The organism is Streptomyces sp. NPDC087422 (genome assembly GCF_044744145.1).
GTDB lineage: Bacteria > Actinomycetota > Actinomycetes > Streptomycetales > Streptomycetaceae > Actinacidiphila.
Window position 1 is genome coordinate 211111 of sequence record NZ_JBIUXT010000002.1, and the last position, 16572, is coordinate 227682.

Here is a 16572-nt window from a genome sequence, read left to right on the forward strand (position 1 = left end):
GTCTCGCCGCGGAGGCGGCCACCTATCCTGGAGCGGTCGGACAGCGCGGTCCGCAGCCACGTCTTTCCCTACGCCTTGTATGCCGTCGTCCACTTCCACTGCACAAGGAGCCGCACCTGTGAGCAGCGCCGACACCGCCCCGGAGAGCAGTACCGCCCTGCGAGCCGACATCCGCCGCCTGGGAGAACTGCTCGGCGGCACGCTGGTGAGACAGGAAGGCCAGGAACTCCTCGATCTCGTCGAGCGGGTACGTGCCCTGACCCGCACCGACGGCGAGGCAGCCGCCACGCTTCTCGGCGACACCGACCTGGAGACCGCCGCCAAGCTGGTACGCGCCTTCTCCACCTACTTCCATCTGGCCAACGTCACCGAGCAGGTGCACCGCGGCCGGGACCTGCGCGAGCGCCGCGCGCAGGAGGGCGGCCTGCTCGCCCAGACCGCCGACCTGCTGAAGGACGGCGACCCCGAGCACGTACGCGAGACCGTACGGAATCTGAACGTGCGGCCGGTGTTCACCGCGCACCCCACCGAGGCCGCGCGGCGCAGTGTGCTGAACAAGCTGCGCAGGATCGCGGAGCTGCTGGACGACACCACCGGGCAGGGCACGGGCGACCGGCGCCGCGCGGACCTGCGGCTCGCGGAGAACATCGACCTGCTGTGGCAGACCGACGAGCTGCGGGTGGTGCGCCCTGAGCCCGCCGACGAGGCGCGCAACGCCATCTACTACCTGGACGAACTGCACGCGGGCGCGGTCGGCGACGTCCTGGAGGACCTGGCGGCCGAGCTGGAGCGGGTCGGGCTGCCGCTGCCCGCGGGGACCCGCCCGCTGACCTTCGGCACCTGGATCGGCGGCGACCGCGACGGCAACCCCAATGTGACCCCGCAGGTCACCTGGGACGTGCTGATCCTCCAGCACGAGCACGGCATCACCGACGCGCTCGACCTGGTGGACGTGCTGCGCGGCGCGCTGTCCAACTCGATCCGCAACTGCGGCGCGAGCACCGACCTGCTGGACTCGCTCGCCACGGACCTGGTGGCGCTGCCCGAGATCAGCCCGCGCTACAAGCGGCTGAACGCCGAGGAGCCGTACCGGCTGAAGGCGACCTGCATCCGGCAGAAGCTCGTCAACACCCGCGAGCGGCTGGCCGGCGGCACCCCGCACGTCCCCGGCCGCGACTACCTGGGCACCGGCGGTCTGCTGCACGACCTCCAGCTCATCCAGGACTCGCTGCGCGTCCACCGCGGCGGCCTGATCGCCGACGGCCGCCTGGACCGTACGATCCGGACCCTGTCCGCCTTCGGCCTCCAGCTCGCGACCATGGACGTGCGCGAGCACGCCGAGGCGCACCACCACGCGCTGGGGCAGCTCTTCGACCGGCTCGGCGAGGAGTCCTGGCGGTACGCGGACATGCCGCGCGACTACCGGCGCAAGCTGCTGGCCAAGGAGCTGCGCTCGCGCCGCCCGCTGGCACCGACGCCCGCCCCGCTGGACGAGGCGGGCGCCAAGACGCTCGGGGTGTTCCACACCATCCGGGAGGCGTTCGAGCGGTTCGGTCCGGAGGTCGTGGAGTCGTACATCATCTCGATGTGCCTGGGCTCGGACGACGTCTTCGCGGCGGCGGTGCTGGCGCGCGAGGCCGGGCTGATCGACCTGCACGCCGGGATCGCCAAGATCGGCATCGTGCCGCTGCTGGAGACCACCGACGAGCTGAAGATCGCCGACCAGCTCCTGGACGAGATGCTGTCCGACCCGTCCTACCGGCGGCTGGTGTCGCTCCGCGGTGACGTGCAGGAGGTCATGCTCGGATACAGCGACTCGTCGAAGTTCGGCGGCATCACCACCTCGCAGTGGGAGATCCACCGGGCGCAGCGGCGGCTGCGTGACGTCGCGCACCGGCACGGGGTGCGGCTGCGGCTGTTCCACGGCCGCGGCGGCACCGTCGGCCGCGGCGGCGGCCCCTCGCACACCGCGATCCTCGCCCAGCCCTGGGGCACCCTGGAGGGCGAGATCAAGGTGACCGAGCAGGGCGAGGTGATCTCGGACAAGTACCTGATCCCGTCGCTGGCCCGGGAGAACCTGGAACTGACGGTCGCCGCCACGCTCCAGGCGTCCGCGCTGCACACCGCGCCCCGGCAGTCCGACGAGGCGCTGTCGCGCTGGGACGCGGCGATGGACATCGTCTCCGAGGCGGCCCACGACGCGTACCGCAAGCTGGTCGAGGACCCGGACCTGCCGCCGTACTTCTTCGCCTCCACGCCCGTCGACCAGCTCGGCGAGCTGCACCTGGGCTCGCGTCCCTCGCGCCGCCCGGACTCCGGTGCGGGCCTGGACGGTCTGCGGGCCATCCCGTGGGTGTTCGGCTGGACGCAGTCCCGGCAGATCGTCCCCGGCTGGTTCGGGGTCGGCGCCGGGCTGAAGGCCGCCCGCGAGGCGGGGCTCGGCCCGGTGATAGACGAGGCGTTCGGACAGTGGCACTTCTTCCGCAACTTCCTGTCCAACGTCGAGATGACCCTGGCCAAGACCGATCTGCGGATCGCCCGGCACTACGTGGACACCCTGGTGCCCGACGAGCTCAAGCACGTCTTCGCCACGATCGAGGCGGAGCACGCGCTGACGGTCAGCGAGGTGCTGCGGATCACCGGGGAGTCCGAGCTGCTGGCGGGCAGCCCGCTGCTGGCGCAGACCTTCCACATCCGTGACCAGTACCTGGACCCGATCTCGTATCTCCAGGTGACGCTGCTGGCCCGGCAGCGGGCGGCGGCGGAGCGGGGCGAGAGCCCCGACCCGCTGCTGTCGCGCGCGCTGCTGCTGACGGTGAACGGTGTGGCGGCGGGGCTGCGCAACACCGGCTGAGCGATAGGAGAAAGGCGCCCGGCGGACCGATCATCGGTCCGCCGGGCGCCTTCTTCTGTACGCCTGTACGTCTGTATGCCTGTACATCTGTATGCCTGTGCGCCTATGCGCCTGTACGTCGTCGGCCGCCTCAGTTCTTGCGGTGGCCGATCAGCCGCGGCTTGGGCTCTATGCCCGCCAGGCCGTTCCAGGAGAGGTTCACCAGGTGGGCGACGACCTCGGCCTTCTTCGGCTTCTGCGCGTCCAGCCACCACTGGCCGGTGAGCGCCACCATGCCGACCAGCGCCTGCGCGTACATCGGGGCGAGTTTGGGGTCGAAGCCGCGCCGCTTGAACTCGTGGCCGAGGATGTCCTCGACCTGGGTGGCGATGTCGCTGATCAGCGAGGCGAAGGTGCCGGTGGACTGGGCGACGGGTGAATCGCGCACCAGGATGCGGAAACCGTCGGTGTACTGCTCGATGTAGTCCAGCAGCGCGAAGGCGGCCTGTTCCAGCAGCTCCCTGGGGTGGCCGCCGGTGAGGGCGCCGGTCACCATGTCGAGCAACCGGCGCATCTCACGGTCGACGACGACGGCGTAGAGCCCTTCCTTGCCGCCGAAGTGCTCGTACACCACCGGCTTGGAGACGCCCGCCTTGTGGGCGATCTCCTCGACCGAGGTGCCCTCGAAGCCGCGTTCGGCGAAGAGCGTGCGGCCGATGTCGAGAAGCTGCTCGCGCCGTTCCTTGCCGGTCATACGGACCCGGCGGGCGCGCCGGGCGGTGGGTCCCGCCACGGAGGCCGTGGCCGGACGTGAGCCCGACTTCGCACCCGAATCCGTACCCGAATCCGTACCCGAGGCCCTGCCGCTTCCGCCGTCGCCGTTCGATCCGCTGCCGTCGCTCACGCGTCAATCATGCCGCTTCACTGATGTTTTCCTTACGGCGGGCCGCGATACGGTCCGCGCTCGGCCAGCGGACGTCGGTGGCCCAGCCGAGCTGTTCGCACCAGCGGATGATCCGGGCGCTGGAGTCGACCTGGCCGCGCAGCACACCGTGCCGGGCGGAGGTGGGGTCGGCGTGGTGCAGATTGTGCCAGGACTCGCCGCAGGACAGCACCGCCAGCCACCACACGTTGCCGGAGCGGTCACGGGACTTGAAGGGGCGCTTGCCGACCGCGTGGCAGATCGAGTTGATCGACCAGGTGACGTGGTGCAGCAACGCCACCCGAACGAGCGATCCCCAGAAGAACGCGGTGAACGCGCCGTACCACGACATGGTGACGAGGCCGCCGACCACCGGCGGGATGGCCAGCGAGATCACGGTCCACAGCCAGAAGTCGCGCGAGATGCGGCGGATCGCGGAGTCCTTGATCAGGTCGGGCGCGTACTTCGCCTGCGAGGTCTGCTCCTCGTCGAACAGCCACCCCATGTGGGCCCACCACAGGCCCTTCATCAGCGCGGGCAGCGTCTCGCCGTACCGCCACGGGCTGTGCGGGTCGCCCTCGGCGTCGCTGAACTTGTGGTGCCTGCGGTGGTCGGCCACCCAGCGCACGATCGGGCCCTCGACGGCCATCGATCCGGCGATGGCGAGCGCGATCTTCAGGGGGCGGTTGGCCTTGAACGAACCGTGGGTGAAGTGCCGGTGGAAGCCGATGGTGATGCCGTGGCAGCCGAGGAAGTACATGCCGATCATGAGGCCGAGATCCAGCCAGCTCATGCCGCGGCCCCAGGCGAGCGGGATGGCCGCCACCAGCGCCACGAAGGGGATGCTGATGAACAGCAGCAGCGCGATCTGCTCGATCGACCGCTTGCTCTCACCACCGCGGGTGGCGCTGTTCAGCGCGTCTTCCTGTCCCGAGGGCCCGGGTTCCCGGGACTCGGGCCTCACGTCCGTGTGCGTGGTCATGTCTGTCCCTTGGGGATCTGAGGGGGCTGGTTTCAGCCGGTCAAGCCCGTAACTTACGCCGCCGTAAGTATTGCAGCGGCCGACGACGAGCGACAGAACCACTTCGCGCGGCCCGTCGTGCGATCTCTACCCCGGATCTACGTCGCGTCCACCCCGGCTCGTACGGCATGATGGTGAAGTCCAGCCCGCCCGGCTCGCCAACGGGTCGAAAGCGCGGGTTGATCCGCCGTGGTGTAATTGGCAGCACTGGGGCTTTTGGTGCCTTATGTCCGGGTTCGAGTCCTGGCGGCGGAGCACCTCACCGGGGCCCCGGCCGGTCCGGCCGGGGCCGCCCGGCGTCCATCCGGGAACCCGTCGGTATCCTGCGGATGTCCAGCACCCGAAGCCGAGGAGTCTCCTCACGTGAGCCCGAACCGTCCGGCTGCCGTCGTCGTCCTCGCCGCGGGTGAGGGCACCCGCATGAAGTCGGCCACCCCGAAGGTCCTCCACCCCATCTGCGGCCGTTCCCTCGTCGGCCATGTGGTCGCCGCCTCCCGCGAACTGGCGCCGCAGCACCTCGTGGTGGTCGTGGGCCACGCCCGCGAGCGGGTCACCGAGCACCTCAACGGCATCGACCCGCAGGCGCTCACCGCCGTGCAGCACGAGCAGAACGGGACCGGGCACGCGGTCAGGATCGGCCTGGACGCGCTGTCCGCGCAGGGCGTCGTCCTGGACGGCACCGTGGTGGTCACCTACGGCGACACCCCGCTGCTCACCGCCGAGACCCTGCACACCCTGGTCGGCGCGCACGAGGGCGACGGCAACGCCGTGACGGTCCTCACCGCGAAGGTGCCCGACCCCACCGGCTACGGCCGGATCATCCGCTCCTCCGACGACCGGGTCACCGCGATCGTCGAGCAGAAGGACGCCGGACCGGCCCAACTGGCGATCGCCGAGATCAACTCCGGGGTCTACGCCTTCGACGCGGCCCTGCTCGCCGACGCGCTCGGCAAGATCACCACGGACAACTCGCAGGGCGAGGAGTATCTGACCGACACCCTCGGCATCCTGCGCGAGGCCGGCCACCGCGTCGGCGCGTACGTCGCCCCCGACCACCGCGAGATCGCCGGGGTGAACAACCGGGTGCAGCTCGCCGAGGCCCGCCGGGTGCTCAACGACCGGCTGCTCCACCGCGCCATGCTGGACGGCGCCACGGTCGTCGACCCCGCCTCCACCTGGGTCGACGTCGACGTCCGCTTCGAGCAGGACTGCCTGGTGCACCCCAACACCCAGCTCCTGGGCGCCACCAGCGTCGGCGCGGGCGCCGAGGTCGGCCCCAACTGCACGCTCACCGACACCGCGGTCGGCCCCGGCGCACGGGTGTCCAACACCGTCGCCGACCAGGCCGAGATCGGCGAGGAGGCGACCGTCGGCCCGTACGCGTATCTGCGCCCCGGCGCCAAGCTCGGCCCGAAGGCCAAGGCGGGCACGTACGTGGAGATGAAGAACGCCTCGATCGGCGAGGGCACCAAGGTGCCGCACCTCAGCTATGTGGGGGACGCCACGATCGGCGAGTACACCAACATCGGCGCCGCCAGCGTCTTCGTGAACTACGACGGCGAGGCCAAGCACCACACCACCATCGGCAGCTACTGCAAGACCGGCTCCGACAACATGTTCGTGGCGCCGATCACCGTCGGGGACGGCGCGTACACCGCCGCCGGATCGGTGATCACCAAGGACGTTCCCGCGGGGTCGCTGGCCGTCGCCCGCGGTCAGCAGCGCAACATCGAGGGCTGGGTGGCGCGCAAGCGTCCCGGCAGCGCCGCCGCCGAGGCCGCCGAACGCGCACAACGAGGAGACACGCCGACGCCGCAGGGCGAGTGAGGGACGTCTCATCCGGGCCTCTTGAGGTGCACAGATGCGCCGGTTGGGGCGTACCGTGTGGCTTGCACACAATTCCGCCAGCACGCCTAACCGAAGGCGACGCTGTGCCGAACACCAGTCGAAAACTCCAAGGAGACGGTGCAGTGACCGGGATCAAGACGACCGGTGAGAAGAAGCTGATGCTCTTCTCCGGCCGCGCCCACCCCGATCTGGCGGAGGCGGTGGCACACAGTCTCGGAGTCGGCCTGGTGCCGACCAAGGCTTTCGACTTCGCCAACGGCGAGATCTATGTGCGGTTCCAGGAGTCGGCCCGCGGCGCGGACTGCTTCCTCATCCAGAGCCACACCGCTCCCATCAACAAGTGGATCATGGAGCAGCTCATCATGCTCGATGCTCTCAAGCGGGCCTCCGCCCGGAGCATCACCGTGATCGTGCCCTTCTACGGCTACGCCCGGCAGGACAAGAAGCACCGCGGCCGTGAGCCGATCTCGGCCCGGCTGATGGCGGACCTGTTCAAGACCGCGGGCGCCGACCGCATCCTCACGGTCGACCTGCACACCGACCAGATCCAGGGCTTCTTCGACGGCCCGGTCGATCATCTCTTCGCCCTGCCGGTGCTCGCGGACTACGTGGGCGCCAAGGTCGACCGCGCCAAGCTCACGGTGGTCTCCCCGGACGCCGGCCGGGTACGGGTCGCCGACCGCTGGTGCGACCGGCTCGGCGCGCCACTGGCCATCGTCCACAAGCGCCGTGACCCCGACGTCGCCAACCAGGTGAAGGTCCACGAGGTCGTCGGTGACGTCAAGGGCCGGGTCTGCGTCCTGGTCGACGACATGATCGACACCGGCGGTACGATCTGCGCCGCCGCCGACGCGCTGTTCGCCAACGGCGCCGAGGACGTCATCGTGACCGCCACCCACGGTGTGCTCTCCGGGCCCGCCGCGGACCGGCTGAAGAACTCCCGGGTGAGCGAGTTCATCCTCACCGACACCCTGCCGACCCCGCGCGAGCTGAACCTCGACAAGATCACCGTGCTGTCCATGGCGCCGACCATCGCCAACGCGGTGCGCGAGGTGTTCGAGGACGGCTCGGTCACCAGCCTGTTCGAGGACTCCGAGCACTGAGCTAGATCGATTTCTCCCGGGGCCTCCCCGCCGGTTACGCTGTCCGCGTTGCTCGGCGAGGGAGGCCCCGGTTTTTCCGGCGGACCTCCGTTATCGGCGCGCTCCTCGTAACGGTCTCCGCGCAAGCGGGGGTGAGTCGTGGAACGGCCCGTCGTGGGTCGGGCGACCGTATGACCCCCCTTTCGCGTACCGAGTTTTCCGTATCGAGGAGTTGAGCATCATGGCCGAGGTCAAGATCGCCGCAGAGCCGCGCACCGAGTTCGGCAAGGGCGCCGCCCGCCGCGTGCGCCGCGCCCACCAGGTCCCCGCCGTCATCTACGGTCACGGTGCCGACCCGCAGCACGTCACCGTCCCCGGCCACGAGCTGCTGCTCGCGCTCCGCACCGCGAACGTGCTGATCTCCCTCCAGCTCGACGGCAAGACCGCGCTGGTCATCCCCAAGGCGGTCCAGCGCGACCCGCTGCGCGGCACCATCGAGCACGTCGACCTGCTGTCCGTGAAGAGCGGCGAGAAGGTCACCGTCGAGATCCCGGTGCAGACCGAGGGCGAGCTGGCCGTCGGCGGCAACCTGCTGGAGCACGTGCTCAACACGCTGCCCGTCGAGGCCGAGGCGACCCACATCCCGACCGCGGTCACCGTCTCCATCGAGGGCCTGGAGGCCGGCGCCTCCATCCTCGCCAAGGACATCACGCTGCCCAAGGGCTCCACCCTGGCGATCGACGAGGACGCGGTCGTCATCCAGGTCGTCTCGGCCCAGGCCGAGGCCGCCGACGAGGCGGGCGACGAGGCGGGCGAGGGCACCGAGGACGCCGCCGCCGAGGCGTAGTCCCCCGCGCTCCCCCGGTCCTCGCGCGCTTAAGCGCTCGTGTGTTGACGTGCTCGTGTGCTGACGTGCTCGTGTGCTGACGTGCTCGTGTGCTGACGTGCTCGTGTGCTGACGTGCTCGTGTGCTGACGTGCTCGTGTGCGTACGCTCACGTGCCCGCGCGCTCGCGTGCTGACGTGCTCGCGTGTGACCCCGGCCGCCGCCGCACCCTCACGGAGTGCGGCGGCGGCCGTTTTCCCGGTACGAAGTCGGCGACACGGAGTCGGAGACGTGGATGAGTGACACCTCAGGGCCCTGGCTGGTCGCGGGCCTCGGCAATCCGGGCCCCGAGTACGCGGGGAACCGGCACAACATCGGCTTCATGGTGGCCGATCTGCTCGCCCAGCGGGTCGGCGGCAAGTTCAAGCGCGCGCAGAAGGCGCAGGCCGTGGTCGTGGAGGGCCGGATCGGCCCGCCCGGACCCGCGAACCAGCGGGTGGTGCTGGCGAAGCCCCAGTCGTACATGAATCTGTCCGGCGGCCCGGTGACCGCGCTGCGCGACTTCTACAAGGTGCCGACCGAGCGGATCATCGCCGTCCACGACGAGCTGGACATCGACTTCGGCACGCTGCGGCTCAAGCTGGGCGGCGGCGACAACGGCCACAACGGCCTCAAGTCGATGACCAAGTCGATGGGTCCCGACTATCTGCGGGTGCGCGCGGGGATCGGCCGTCCACCGGGCCGGATGGACGTGGCGGCCTTTGTGCTCAAGGACTTCTCGTCCACCGAGCGCAAGGAGCTGGACTGGTTCGTGGACCGGGCGGCGGACGCGGTCGAGGCGCTGATCACCGAGGGCCTGGAGCGCGCGCAGAGCACGTACAACACCTGACCGGACGCGCGACCGGTCAACCGCCGGACACGGCGCTCACCCTTGTCGAGGGCGGGCGCGTACCGAGGTTGACCGGACGGCATGCGATGGCCAAAGATCGCCCGCATGGTGAAACGCAGCCGTTCCCGCCGGATGGCCGAGGGCACCTGGGGGCTGATCCTGCTGGCCCGGGTGGTGGGCGGGTGGGCGCTGGTGCTGCTGCTCCTGGCGTCCGGCGCCTGGGACTCGTGGAAGACCGCGCAATACGTGGTGCTCACCAAGGGGCACGAGCACGGCACGATGACGCTGACGAACTGCGGCGACTCCACCTGCACCGGACCCTTCGCGCCGAAGGGGTCGGCCGTCGCCCGCCCGAAGGTGGTCATCAGCCTGCCGGTCACACACCATGTCGGCGACCGTGTGCCGGTCGTGGTGAAGCCCGGGACGAACACGGTCCTACGGTCCGACTGGGGCGGCCTGTTCTTCTCCTGGGTGCCGCTGGCCGGAGCCCTGCTGCTGGCCGCGGTCGTGGCCGGCGGGGCGCTGCGGATGCGGCGCACGGCGTGGACGCTGGCGGCGCTGGGGGCGGCGCTTATCGGTGCGGCCTTCTTGCTGCTGTAGGACGCGTGGGGGGCGTCGGGCACGCTCGCCCGACGCCCCCGCGCGCGACCGTCAGGCTCTCATCGCCGTCGGCTCCAGGAACTCCAGCCGGTTGCCGACCGGGTCCTCGGAGTAGAAGCGGGAGTGGCCCGGCAGGTCGTCGTCCCAGACGACCTTGGCGCCGTGCGCCTGGAGCTCCTTGCCGAAGGCGTGGATCCCGGTGACGCGGATGCCCGGGTGGGCCTTGCGGGCGGGCCTGAAGTCCTCCTCGATCCCTAAGTGCAGCACCGCGTCCCCCGCCGCGAACCAGCAGCCGCCGCGCGCCGCGAGCACCGGCGGCTTGGTCAGCTCGGCCATCCCCAGCACCCCGACGTAGTACGCGCGCAGCGCCTCCTCGCTGCCCGGCGGCGCGGCGAGCTGGACGTGGTCGACCCCCGCGATCCCGAAGCCGTCGGCGCCCCCCGCCGTCCCCCCTGCCGCTCCCCGCGTCACGCCGCCGCCTCCTGCCCCTGTTTGCGCGCGACGGTGAAGATCCGCCGGAAGGGGAAGACCGTCCCGTGCGGGCCCGGCGGGTACGCCTTGCGCAGCAGGTCGCGGTACTGGCCGACGAATTCCGTCACCGCCCCCCGGTCGCCGTCCAGCGCGGTCAGCACCGGCCGCAGCGCGGTGCCCTTGGTCCACTCCAGCACCGGGTCCTCGCCCTGGAGCAACTGCACATACGTCGACTCCCACACGTCGGCCGCGCAGCCCAGTTCGGTCAGCCGCTCCAGATAGTCGGCCGGGCTGAGGATGTGGACGTAGCGGCGGCCGTGTCCGTCGAGCCGGTCGCGCCACCGCGGGGTGTCGCACAGCTCGCCCAGCAGCGCGTGGCTGGGCGCGGTGAAGTTGCCCGGCACCTGGAAGGCCAGGGTGCCGCCGGGCGTGATGTGGTCGAGCCAGCCGGGGAAGCGGTCGGCGTGGCCGGGCACCCACTGGAGCGCGGCGTTGGAGACGATCAGGTCGAAGGACTCCTCGGGCGCCCAGTGCGCCGCGTCGGCCTGCCGGAAGTCCAGCTCACCGCCGCCCGCCGTGGGTCCCGCGTACCGCGCCGCCGCGTCCAGCATCTCGCGGGAGCTGTCGAAGCCGGTGATCCGGGCTCCGGGCCAGCGGTCGGCGAGCAGCGCGGTGACATTGCCCGGACCGCACCCGATGTCGGCGATCCGGGGCGCCTCGCCGCCCGGCAGATCCTGGATACGGGTGAGGAGGTCGAGGAAAGGGCGGGTGCGGTGGGTGGAGTGCCGGAGATACTGTTGCGGGTCCCACGTTGGCGCTGCGTGCATCGTCGTACTCCCTGGCTTTTCATAGCCGGCTGCGCACAGCCGCTACCGAAACGGAGGGCGAGGTTCTGCCCTCTGGTCGGTGTCCAGGCTCCTCCGACATATCTCTTGAAGTCAAGAGGCTTCATATCAAGAGACTTCATATCGACAGACCTACTACACTGAGCGCATGGAGGACGAGGTCGACCGGCTGGTCGCTGCATGGCGCCGAGAGCGCCCCGACCTCGACGTGGAGCCGCTGGAGGTGCTCAGCCGGGTCAGCAGACTCGCCCGGCACCTCGACCGCGCGCGGCGGCTGGCCTTCGCCGAGCACAGTCTCGAACCGTGGGAGTTCGACGTGCTCACCTCGCTGCGCCGCGCGGGACCGCCGTACCAGCTCTCGCCGGGCCAGCTCCTGACCCAGACGCTGGTCACCTCCGGCACGATGACCAACCGGATCGACCGGCTCGCCCAGCGCGGGCTCGTCGAGCGGCTGCCCGACCCCAGCGACCGGCGCGGCGTGCTCGTCCGGCTCACCGTGGAGGGCCAGGAGCGCGCGGACCAGTCACTGGCCGGACTGCTCGCGCAGGAACGCGCGATCCTGGGCGAGCTGTCCGCCCGGCAGCGCGGTGAACTGGCCGGGCTGCTACGACAGTTGACCGCGCCTTTCGACAACGTCCCCGGCTGACGGCACCAGCTCCACCGGCCCCACGCCCGCCCTGCGGGCCAGCGCGACCGCCGCCAGCGTCGAGTGCACGCCGAGCTTGCCCAGCACATTCTGCATATGGGTGCGGACGGTGTGCGGCGACAGGAACAGCCGCTCGGCGACGGCTTTGCGGCCCAGGCCCGCGACCATGCAGCGCAGCACCTCCTGCTCGCGCGGCGTCAGCGACTCCACCAGCCGTTCGCTCTCGGTGCGGTGCCTGCGGGCGGCCGTCAGCTCGCGCAGCACCCCGGTCAACAGCGCGGGCGGCAGATGCGTCTCGTCGCGCAGCACGCCGCGTACGACCGCGAGCAGCCGTGACAGCGAGCAGTCCTTGGCGACCCACCCCGACGCCCCGGCCTGGAGCGCGCGGGCCGCCCTGCGGGCGTCGTCCCGCTCGGCCAGCACGACGGTACGGGTCCCCGGATACTCGGCCCTGACCCGTTCCACCAGCGCCAGGCCGTCCAGGACCGGTTCCTGCTCGACCGGGATGCGCGGCACCGCCGCGAGCGTCACCGGCGGTCGCGGACCGTCCCCCAGATCGGCGTCCACCAGCAGGACGTCGTAGCGCCGGTTGTCGGCCGCCGCGCGGTCCAGGCAGCGCTGAGCGGCCGGGCCGCTCCCCGCGGCCGAGACGTCGACGTCGGGTTCCGCCGCGAGCGCGGCGGCAAGCGACTCGGCGAAGATGCGATGATCATCGACGACGAGAACGCGGATTCGTCCCACGGGTACCACTCCCGGTGTTGGGCACTCCCCCAGTGGCGGGGCGGCATTCGCGCGGGATCCGGCACCCGGATCGGGACCGCCGCCCGTCCCCGGGTGCCGAACCCCTTGCGTCTCGCCCCCTGATGCACGCCGGCCCCCACCGGCGCTGTCTCAAAAGCGTAGGGCGTCGCGCCCCCGTTAACACCGTCTTGACGGAAGTTCTCCGTCGCGGAATTCCGGATTCCCTCGTCTTGTGGTACCGGAGTGACCACGGTGACGGGAGCGGCCCCGCGCGCGCCGAACGGGCCGGTCCGCGCGTGCCGAGCTTCACACGGACCGACCCGTCCGACAGCGGGGAACGGGAGTGGGGAACGGGATTTGAGCACGGGGTGGGAGAACGGGGTCTGGGAACCGGGTCTGGAAACCGGGTCTGGGAACGGGGTTTGAGATCCGGGCCCCGCTAAACCAGCCGGTGCGCTCCGGGGCCCGCCGTCGTCGGGAAGAGCCGGGCCGCCGGAAGGGCGGCCTGGATGGTCGCGGACAGCGCCGGGATGTCGGCGGCCTCCGCCAGGACGATGGCGGAGCCGCCGAAGCCGCCGCCGGTCATACGGGCGCCCAGGGCGCCGTTGGCGAGCGCGGTGTCGACCACGAGGTCGAGTTCGGCGCACGAGATCCGGAAGTCGTCGCGGAGCGAGACGTGCCCCGCGGTCAGGACGGGCCCGATCTCGCGGGTGCGCCCGGCGTCCAGAAGCGCGATGACCTCCTCGACGCGCCGGTTCTCGGTCACCACATGCCGGGTGAGCCGCCGCAGCCGCTCGTCGGGGAGGGCGGCCAGCGCGGCGTCGAGCCCGTCGTAGGGGACGTCGCGCAGGGCGGGGACGCCGAGGGCCGCGGCGGCGGCCTCGCAGCCCGCGCGCAGTTCGCCGTACGCCCCGTCGGCGTGCGCGTGCTTGACGCGGGTGTCGACCACCAGCAGTTGCAGCCCCTGCGCGGCCAGGTCGAACGGCACCTGGCGCTGCGTGAGCCCGCGCACGTCGAGGTGGAGCGCGTGCCCCTGCGTACAGCAGGCGGACGCGGTCTGGTCCATGACGCCGACGGGCGCGCCGACGTAGGTGTTCTCCGAGGACTGGCAGAGCAGGGCCAACTCCTGGCGGGGCAGGTCCAGGCCGTGCAGTTCGGTGAGGGCCAGGGCGGTGACGACCTGGAGGGCGGCGGAGGACGAGAGCCCGCCGCCGACCGGCACATTGCTGTCGTAGTGGATGTCGGCGCCGCCGATGGCGTGGCCCGCCTGCCGCAGCGTCCACAGGACGGCCGCGGGGTAGACGGCCCAGCCGCCGGTCGTACCGGGAGCCAGTTCGTCGACGCGCAGTTCGACGACGCCGCCGTCCATGTCGGCGGAGTGCACGCGCAGCAGCCCGTCGTCGCGGCGGGCGACGGCCGCCCGGGTGCGGTGCGGGAGCGCGAACGGCATGACGTAGCCGTCGTTGTAGTCGGTGTGCTCGCCGATCAGATTGACCCGGCCGGGCGCCGCCCATATGCCCTCGGGCGCGCGCCCGAAGATGTTCTTGAACGCGATCTCGAACGCGGCTTCCGTCGTGGCTTCCGTCATCGTCCGTCCTCCCCCTGCGTCGGCGAGTGGTCCTGCGACAGCGACCGGGTGAAATTCCATGCGTCGCGGATGATCTCCGCGAGGTCGGTGCGGCTGGGCTGCCAGCCGAGCCGCTGCCTGGCGCGCTCCGCGGAGGCGACCAGTACGGCGGGGTCGCCCGCGCGGCGCGGCTCGTCGGTGGCCGGGATGGGGTGGCCGGTGACCTGGCGGGCGGTCTCGATGACCTCGCGGACCGAGAAGCCGTTGCCGTTGCCGAGGTTGCAGATCAGGTGCTCGCCCGCGGGCGCCTTGTCGAGCGCCAGCAGATGCGCCTCGGCCAGGTCCGCGACGTGGATGTAGTCGCGCAGGCAGGTGCCGTCCGGCGTCGGGTAGTCGTCGCCGAAGACCGAGACCGCGGGGCGGCGGCCCTGCGCGACCTGGAGGACCAGCGGGATCAGGTGCGACTCGGGGTCGTGCCGCTCGCCGTGGCCGCCGTACGCGCCCGCGACGTTGAAGTACCGCAGGGAGACGGCGGACAGGCCGTGCGCCGCGCACTCGCTGGTGATCATGTGGTCGACGGCGAGCTTCGTCGCGCCGTACGGGTTGGTGGGCGCGGTCGCCGCGTCCTCGGTGATGGGGATGGCGGTGGGCTCGCCGTAGGTGGCGGCGGTGGAGGAGAAGACGAGGGTGCGTACGCCGGAGTCCCGCATGGCGGCGAGCAGTTCGAGGGTGCCGCCGACGTTGTTGCGCCAGTACTTCTCGGGTACGGCGACGGACTCGCCGACCTGCGAGGAGGCGGCGAAGTGCAGCACCGCGTCATAGGTGCTGTCGAGCACCTTGTCCGCGTCCTGGACGCGGCCCTCGACGAAGTCGGCGCCCTTGGGCACGCCCGCGAGGAAGCCGGTCGACAGGTCGTCCAGCACCGTCACCCGGTGCCCGGCCTCCAGCAGATGGGCGGCGACGACCCCGCCGACGTATCCGGCGCCGCCGGTGACCAGGACCTTCTTGGGCCGGGCGGCCGTCTCCCGCTGGGCGGTCGTCGACTCGGTGCCCGCTCGCTCGGTGCTCACTGACTCGCTACCTCTCGCAGTCGCAACGCCGCGGACTCCGGCGGCACATCGTTGATGAAAGCGCCCATTCCGGACTCGGAGCCCGCGAGGAACTTCAGCTTGCCCGATGTGCGCCGGATAGTGAAAAGCTCCAGATGGAGCGCGAAATCGCGGCGGTCCGGCGCGTTGAACGGCGCCTGGTGCCAGCCGGAGATGTACGGGGTACGCGGCTGGCCCTCGCCGAAGATCCGGTCGAAGCGGCGCAGCAGCTCCAGATAGACCCGCGGGAACTCGGCGCGCGCGTCCTCGTCGAGGCCGAGCAGGTCGGGCACCCGGCGGTGGGGATACAGGTGCACTTCGTACGGCCAGTGCGCGGCGTACGGCACGAAGGCGGTCCAGTGTTCACCCGTGAGGACGATTCGGCGGCCGTCCGCGCGCTCGTCGGCGAGGACGTCGTCGAAGAGGTTGCGCCCGCCGGTGCGCTCGCGGTGCTCGGCGAGCGAGCGCAGCATCAGGGCGGTGCGCGGTGTGACGAACGGATAGGCGTAGATCTGGCCGTGCGGGTGGCCGAGGGTGACGCCGATCTCCGCGCCGCGGTTCTCGAACGGGAAGACCTGCTCCACGCCGGGCTGCTGGCCCAGGTCGCGGGTGCGGTCGGTCCAGGCGTCCAGCACCAGGCGGGCGGAGGCGGGGCTCAGGTCGGCGAAGGACGCGTCGTGGTCGGGGGTGAAGCAGACCACCTCGCAGCGGCCCGCGTCACCGGCCAGCGAGGGGAAGCGGTTCTCGAAGACGACCACCTCGTAGTCGCTGTCCGGGATCTCGCTCAGCCGGCCCTCGCGCGAGGGGCACAGCGGGCACTCGTCGGCGGGCGGGTGGTACGTACGGCCCTGCCGGTGCGAGGCGACGGCGACGGTGTCGCCCAGCAGCCGGTCGGCGCGCAGCTCGGACTCGGTGGCGACGGGCTCCAGCGGACGGCGGTCCACGGCGTCGCGCACGACGTCGTCCCTGGAGTCGTAATAGATCAGCTCACGGCCGTCGGCGAGCCGGGTCGTCGTCTTCTTCACCCTTGAGGCCCCTCATCACAAGCACTCAACATAATCAAACACAAGGAACCACAAAATAACAGCCCGGTCAATGGGGACTCCGGGAAGATGCTTGAAACAGGTTGATTGTGGTGGTAAGTGTCCGCGCACGCGAGAGCGGGGCGGCACCTCCTGTCCGGAGGTGCCGCCC

15 protein-coding genes and 1 tRNA gene are annotated in these 16572 nt (G+C 71.1%); 8 read left to right on the forward strand and 8 right to left on the reverse strand.

Annotation, left to right across the window (positions count from 1 at the left end; all coding sequences use genetic code 11):
- Positions 1-118: 118 nt before the first annotated feature.
- Positions 119-2854 (forward strand): phosphoenolpyruvate carboxylase, encoded by a 2736-nt coding sequence (gene ppc / locus ACIO6U_RS06730; RefSeq protein WP_355338007.1) that lies wholly within the window; start codon positions 119-121, stop codon positions 2852-2854.
- A gap of 130 nt (positions 2855-2984) precedes the next feature.
- On the opposite strand, the gene ACIO6U_RS06735 is transcribed toward ppc, so the two are convergent.
- Positions 2985-3626, reverse strand: coding sequence for a TetR family transcriptional regulator (locus tag ACIO6U_RS06735; RefSeq protein ID WP_401717116.1), 642 nt, complete (start codon positions 3624-3626; stop codon positions 2985-2987).
- Positions 3627-3744: 118 nt separating this feature from the next.
- On the reverse strand, positions 3745-4737 hold the full coding sequence (locus ACIO6U_RS06740; RefSeq protein WP_391051661.1) for a fatty acid desaturase: 993 nt from the start codon (positions 4735-4737) through the stop codon (positions 3745-3747).
- A gap of 222 nt (positions 4738-4959) precedes the next feature.
- Here ACIO6U_RS06740 and ACIO6U_RS06745 point away from each other — a divergent pair.
- From ACIO6U_RS06745 to ACIO6U_RS06770, 6 genes are all read left to right on the forward strand, one after another.
- Positions 4960-5031 (forward strand) — tRNA-Gln (locus tag ACIO6U_RS06745).
- A 108-nt stretch (positions 5032-5139) separates the two neighbouring features.
- The gene (gene glmU / locus ACIO6U_RS06750) at positions 5140-6603 is read left to right on the forward strand and encodes a bifunctional UDP-N-acetylglucosamine diphosphorylase/glucosamine-1-phosphate N-acetyltransferase GlmU (protein WP_401716185.1); all 1464 of its coding nucleotides are present in this window, start codon (positions 5140-5142) and stop codon (positions 6601-6603) included.
- A 143-nt stretch (positions 6604-6746) separates the two neighbouring features.
- Entirely contained in the window at positions 6747-7727 is a 981-nt protein-coding gene (locus tag ACIO6U_RS06755; RefSeq protein ID WP_355337998.1) for a ribose-phosphate diphosphokinase, read from the forward strand.
- A 220-nt stretch (positions 7728-7947) separates the two neighbouring features.
- Positions 7948-8553 carry a 50S ribosomal protein L25/general stress protein Ctc gene (locus tag ACIO6U_RS06760; protein ID WP_401716188.1) on the forward strand — a complete coding sequence of 202 codons (606 nt, stop codon included), beginning with the start codon at positions 7948-7950 and terminating at the stop codon, positions 8551-8553.
- Positions 8554-8826: 273 nt separating this feature from the next.
- Complete coding sequence (gene pth, locus ACIO6U_RS06765) at positions 8827-9420, forward strand: aminoacyl-tRNA hydrolase (protein WP_355337992.1); 594 nt, start codon at positions 8827-8829, stop codon at positions 9418-9420.
- 105 nt (positions 9421-9525) lie between these two features.
- Positions 9526-10020 carry a hypothetical protein gene (locus ACIO6U_RS06770; RefSeq protein WP_401716191.1) on the forward strand — a complete coding sequence of 165 codons (495 nt, stop codon included), beginning with the start codon at positions 9526-9528 and terminating at the stop codon, positions 10018-10020.
- 51 nt (positions 10021-10071) lie between these two features.
- Here the strand turns inward: ACIO6U_RS06770 and ACIO6U_RS06775 are convergent, their stop codons facing one another.
- Positions 10072-10491: a glyoxalase gene (locus ACIO6U_RS06775; protein ID WP_401716194.1), complete on the reverse strand. Its 420-nt coding sequence runs from the start codon at positions 10489-10491 to the stop codon at positions 10072-10074.
- Positions 10488-11318: a trans-aconitate 2-methyltransferase gene (locus tag ACIO6U_RS06780; RefSeq protein ID WP_401716197.1), complete on the reverse strand. Its 831-nt coding sequence runs from the start codon at positions 11316-11318 to the stop codon at positions 10488-10490. Before ACIO6U_RS06780 ends, ACIO6U_RS06775 begins: the two co-directional genes overlap by 4 nt.
- 166 nt (positions 11319-11484) lie before the next feature.
- Between ACIO6U_RS06780 and ACIO6U_RS06785 the strand changes: the two genes are divergently transcribed.
- Entirely contained in the window at positions 11485-11982 is a 498-nt protein-coding gene (locus tag ACIO6U_RS06785; protein WP_355337983.1) for a MarR family transcriptional regulator, read from the forward strand.
- Here ACIO6U_RS06785 and ACIO6U_RS06790 read toward each other — a convergent pair.
- From ACIO6U_RS06790 to galT, 4 genes are all read right to left on the reverse strand, one after another.
- A complete protein-coding gene (locus ACIO6U_RS06790; RefSeq protein ID WP_188282377.1) occupies positions 11941-12723 on the reverse strand; it encodes a LuxR C-terminal-related transcriptional regulator in 783 nt (260 codons plus the stop codon). The genes ACIO6U_RS06785 and ACIO6U_RS06790 overlap by 42 nt on opposite strands.
- Positions 12724-13162: 439 nt before the next feature.
- The gene (gene galK, locus ACIO6U_RS06795; protein ID WP_355337980.1) at positions 13163-14311 is read right to left on the reverse strand and encodes a galactokinase; all 1149 of its coding nucleotides are present in this window, start codon (positions 14309-14311) and stop codon (positions 13163-13165) included.
- Positions 14308-15288, reverse strand: coding sequence for a UDP-glucose 4-epimerase GalE (galE, locus tag ACIO6U_RS06800; RefSeq protein WP_401717119.1), 981 nt, complete (start codon positions 15286-15288; stop codon positions 14308-14310). Before galE ends, galK begins: the two co-directional genes overlap by 4 nt.
- 68 nt (positions 15289-15356) lie before the next feature.
- Positions 15357-16403, reverse strand: a complete 1047-nt coding sequence (galT, locus tag ACIO6U_RS06805; RefSeq protein ID WP_355337977.1) for a galactose-1-phosphate uridylyltransferase — start codon at positions 16401-16403, stop codon at positions 15357-15359.
- Positions 16404-16572 lie beyond the last annotated feature (169 nt).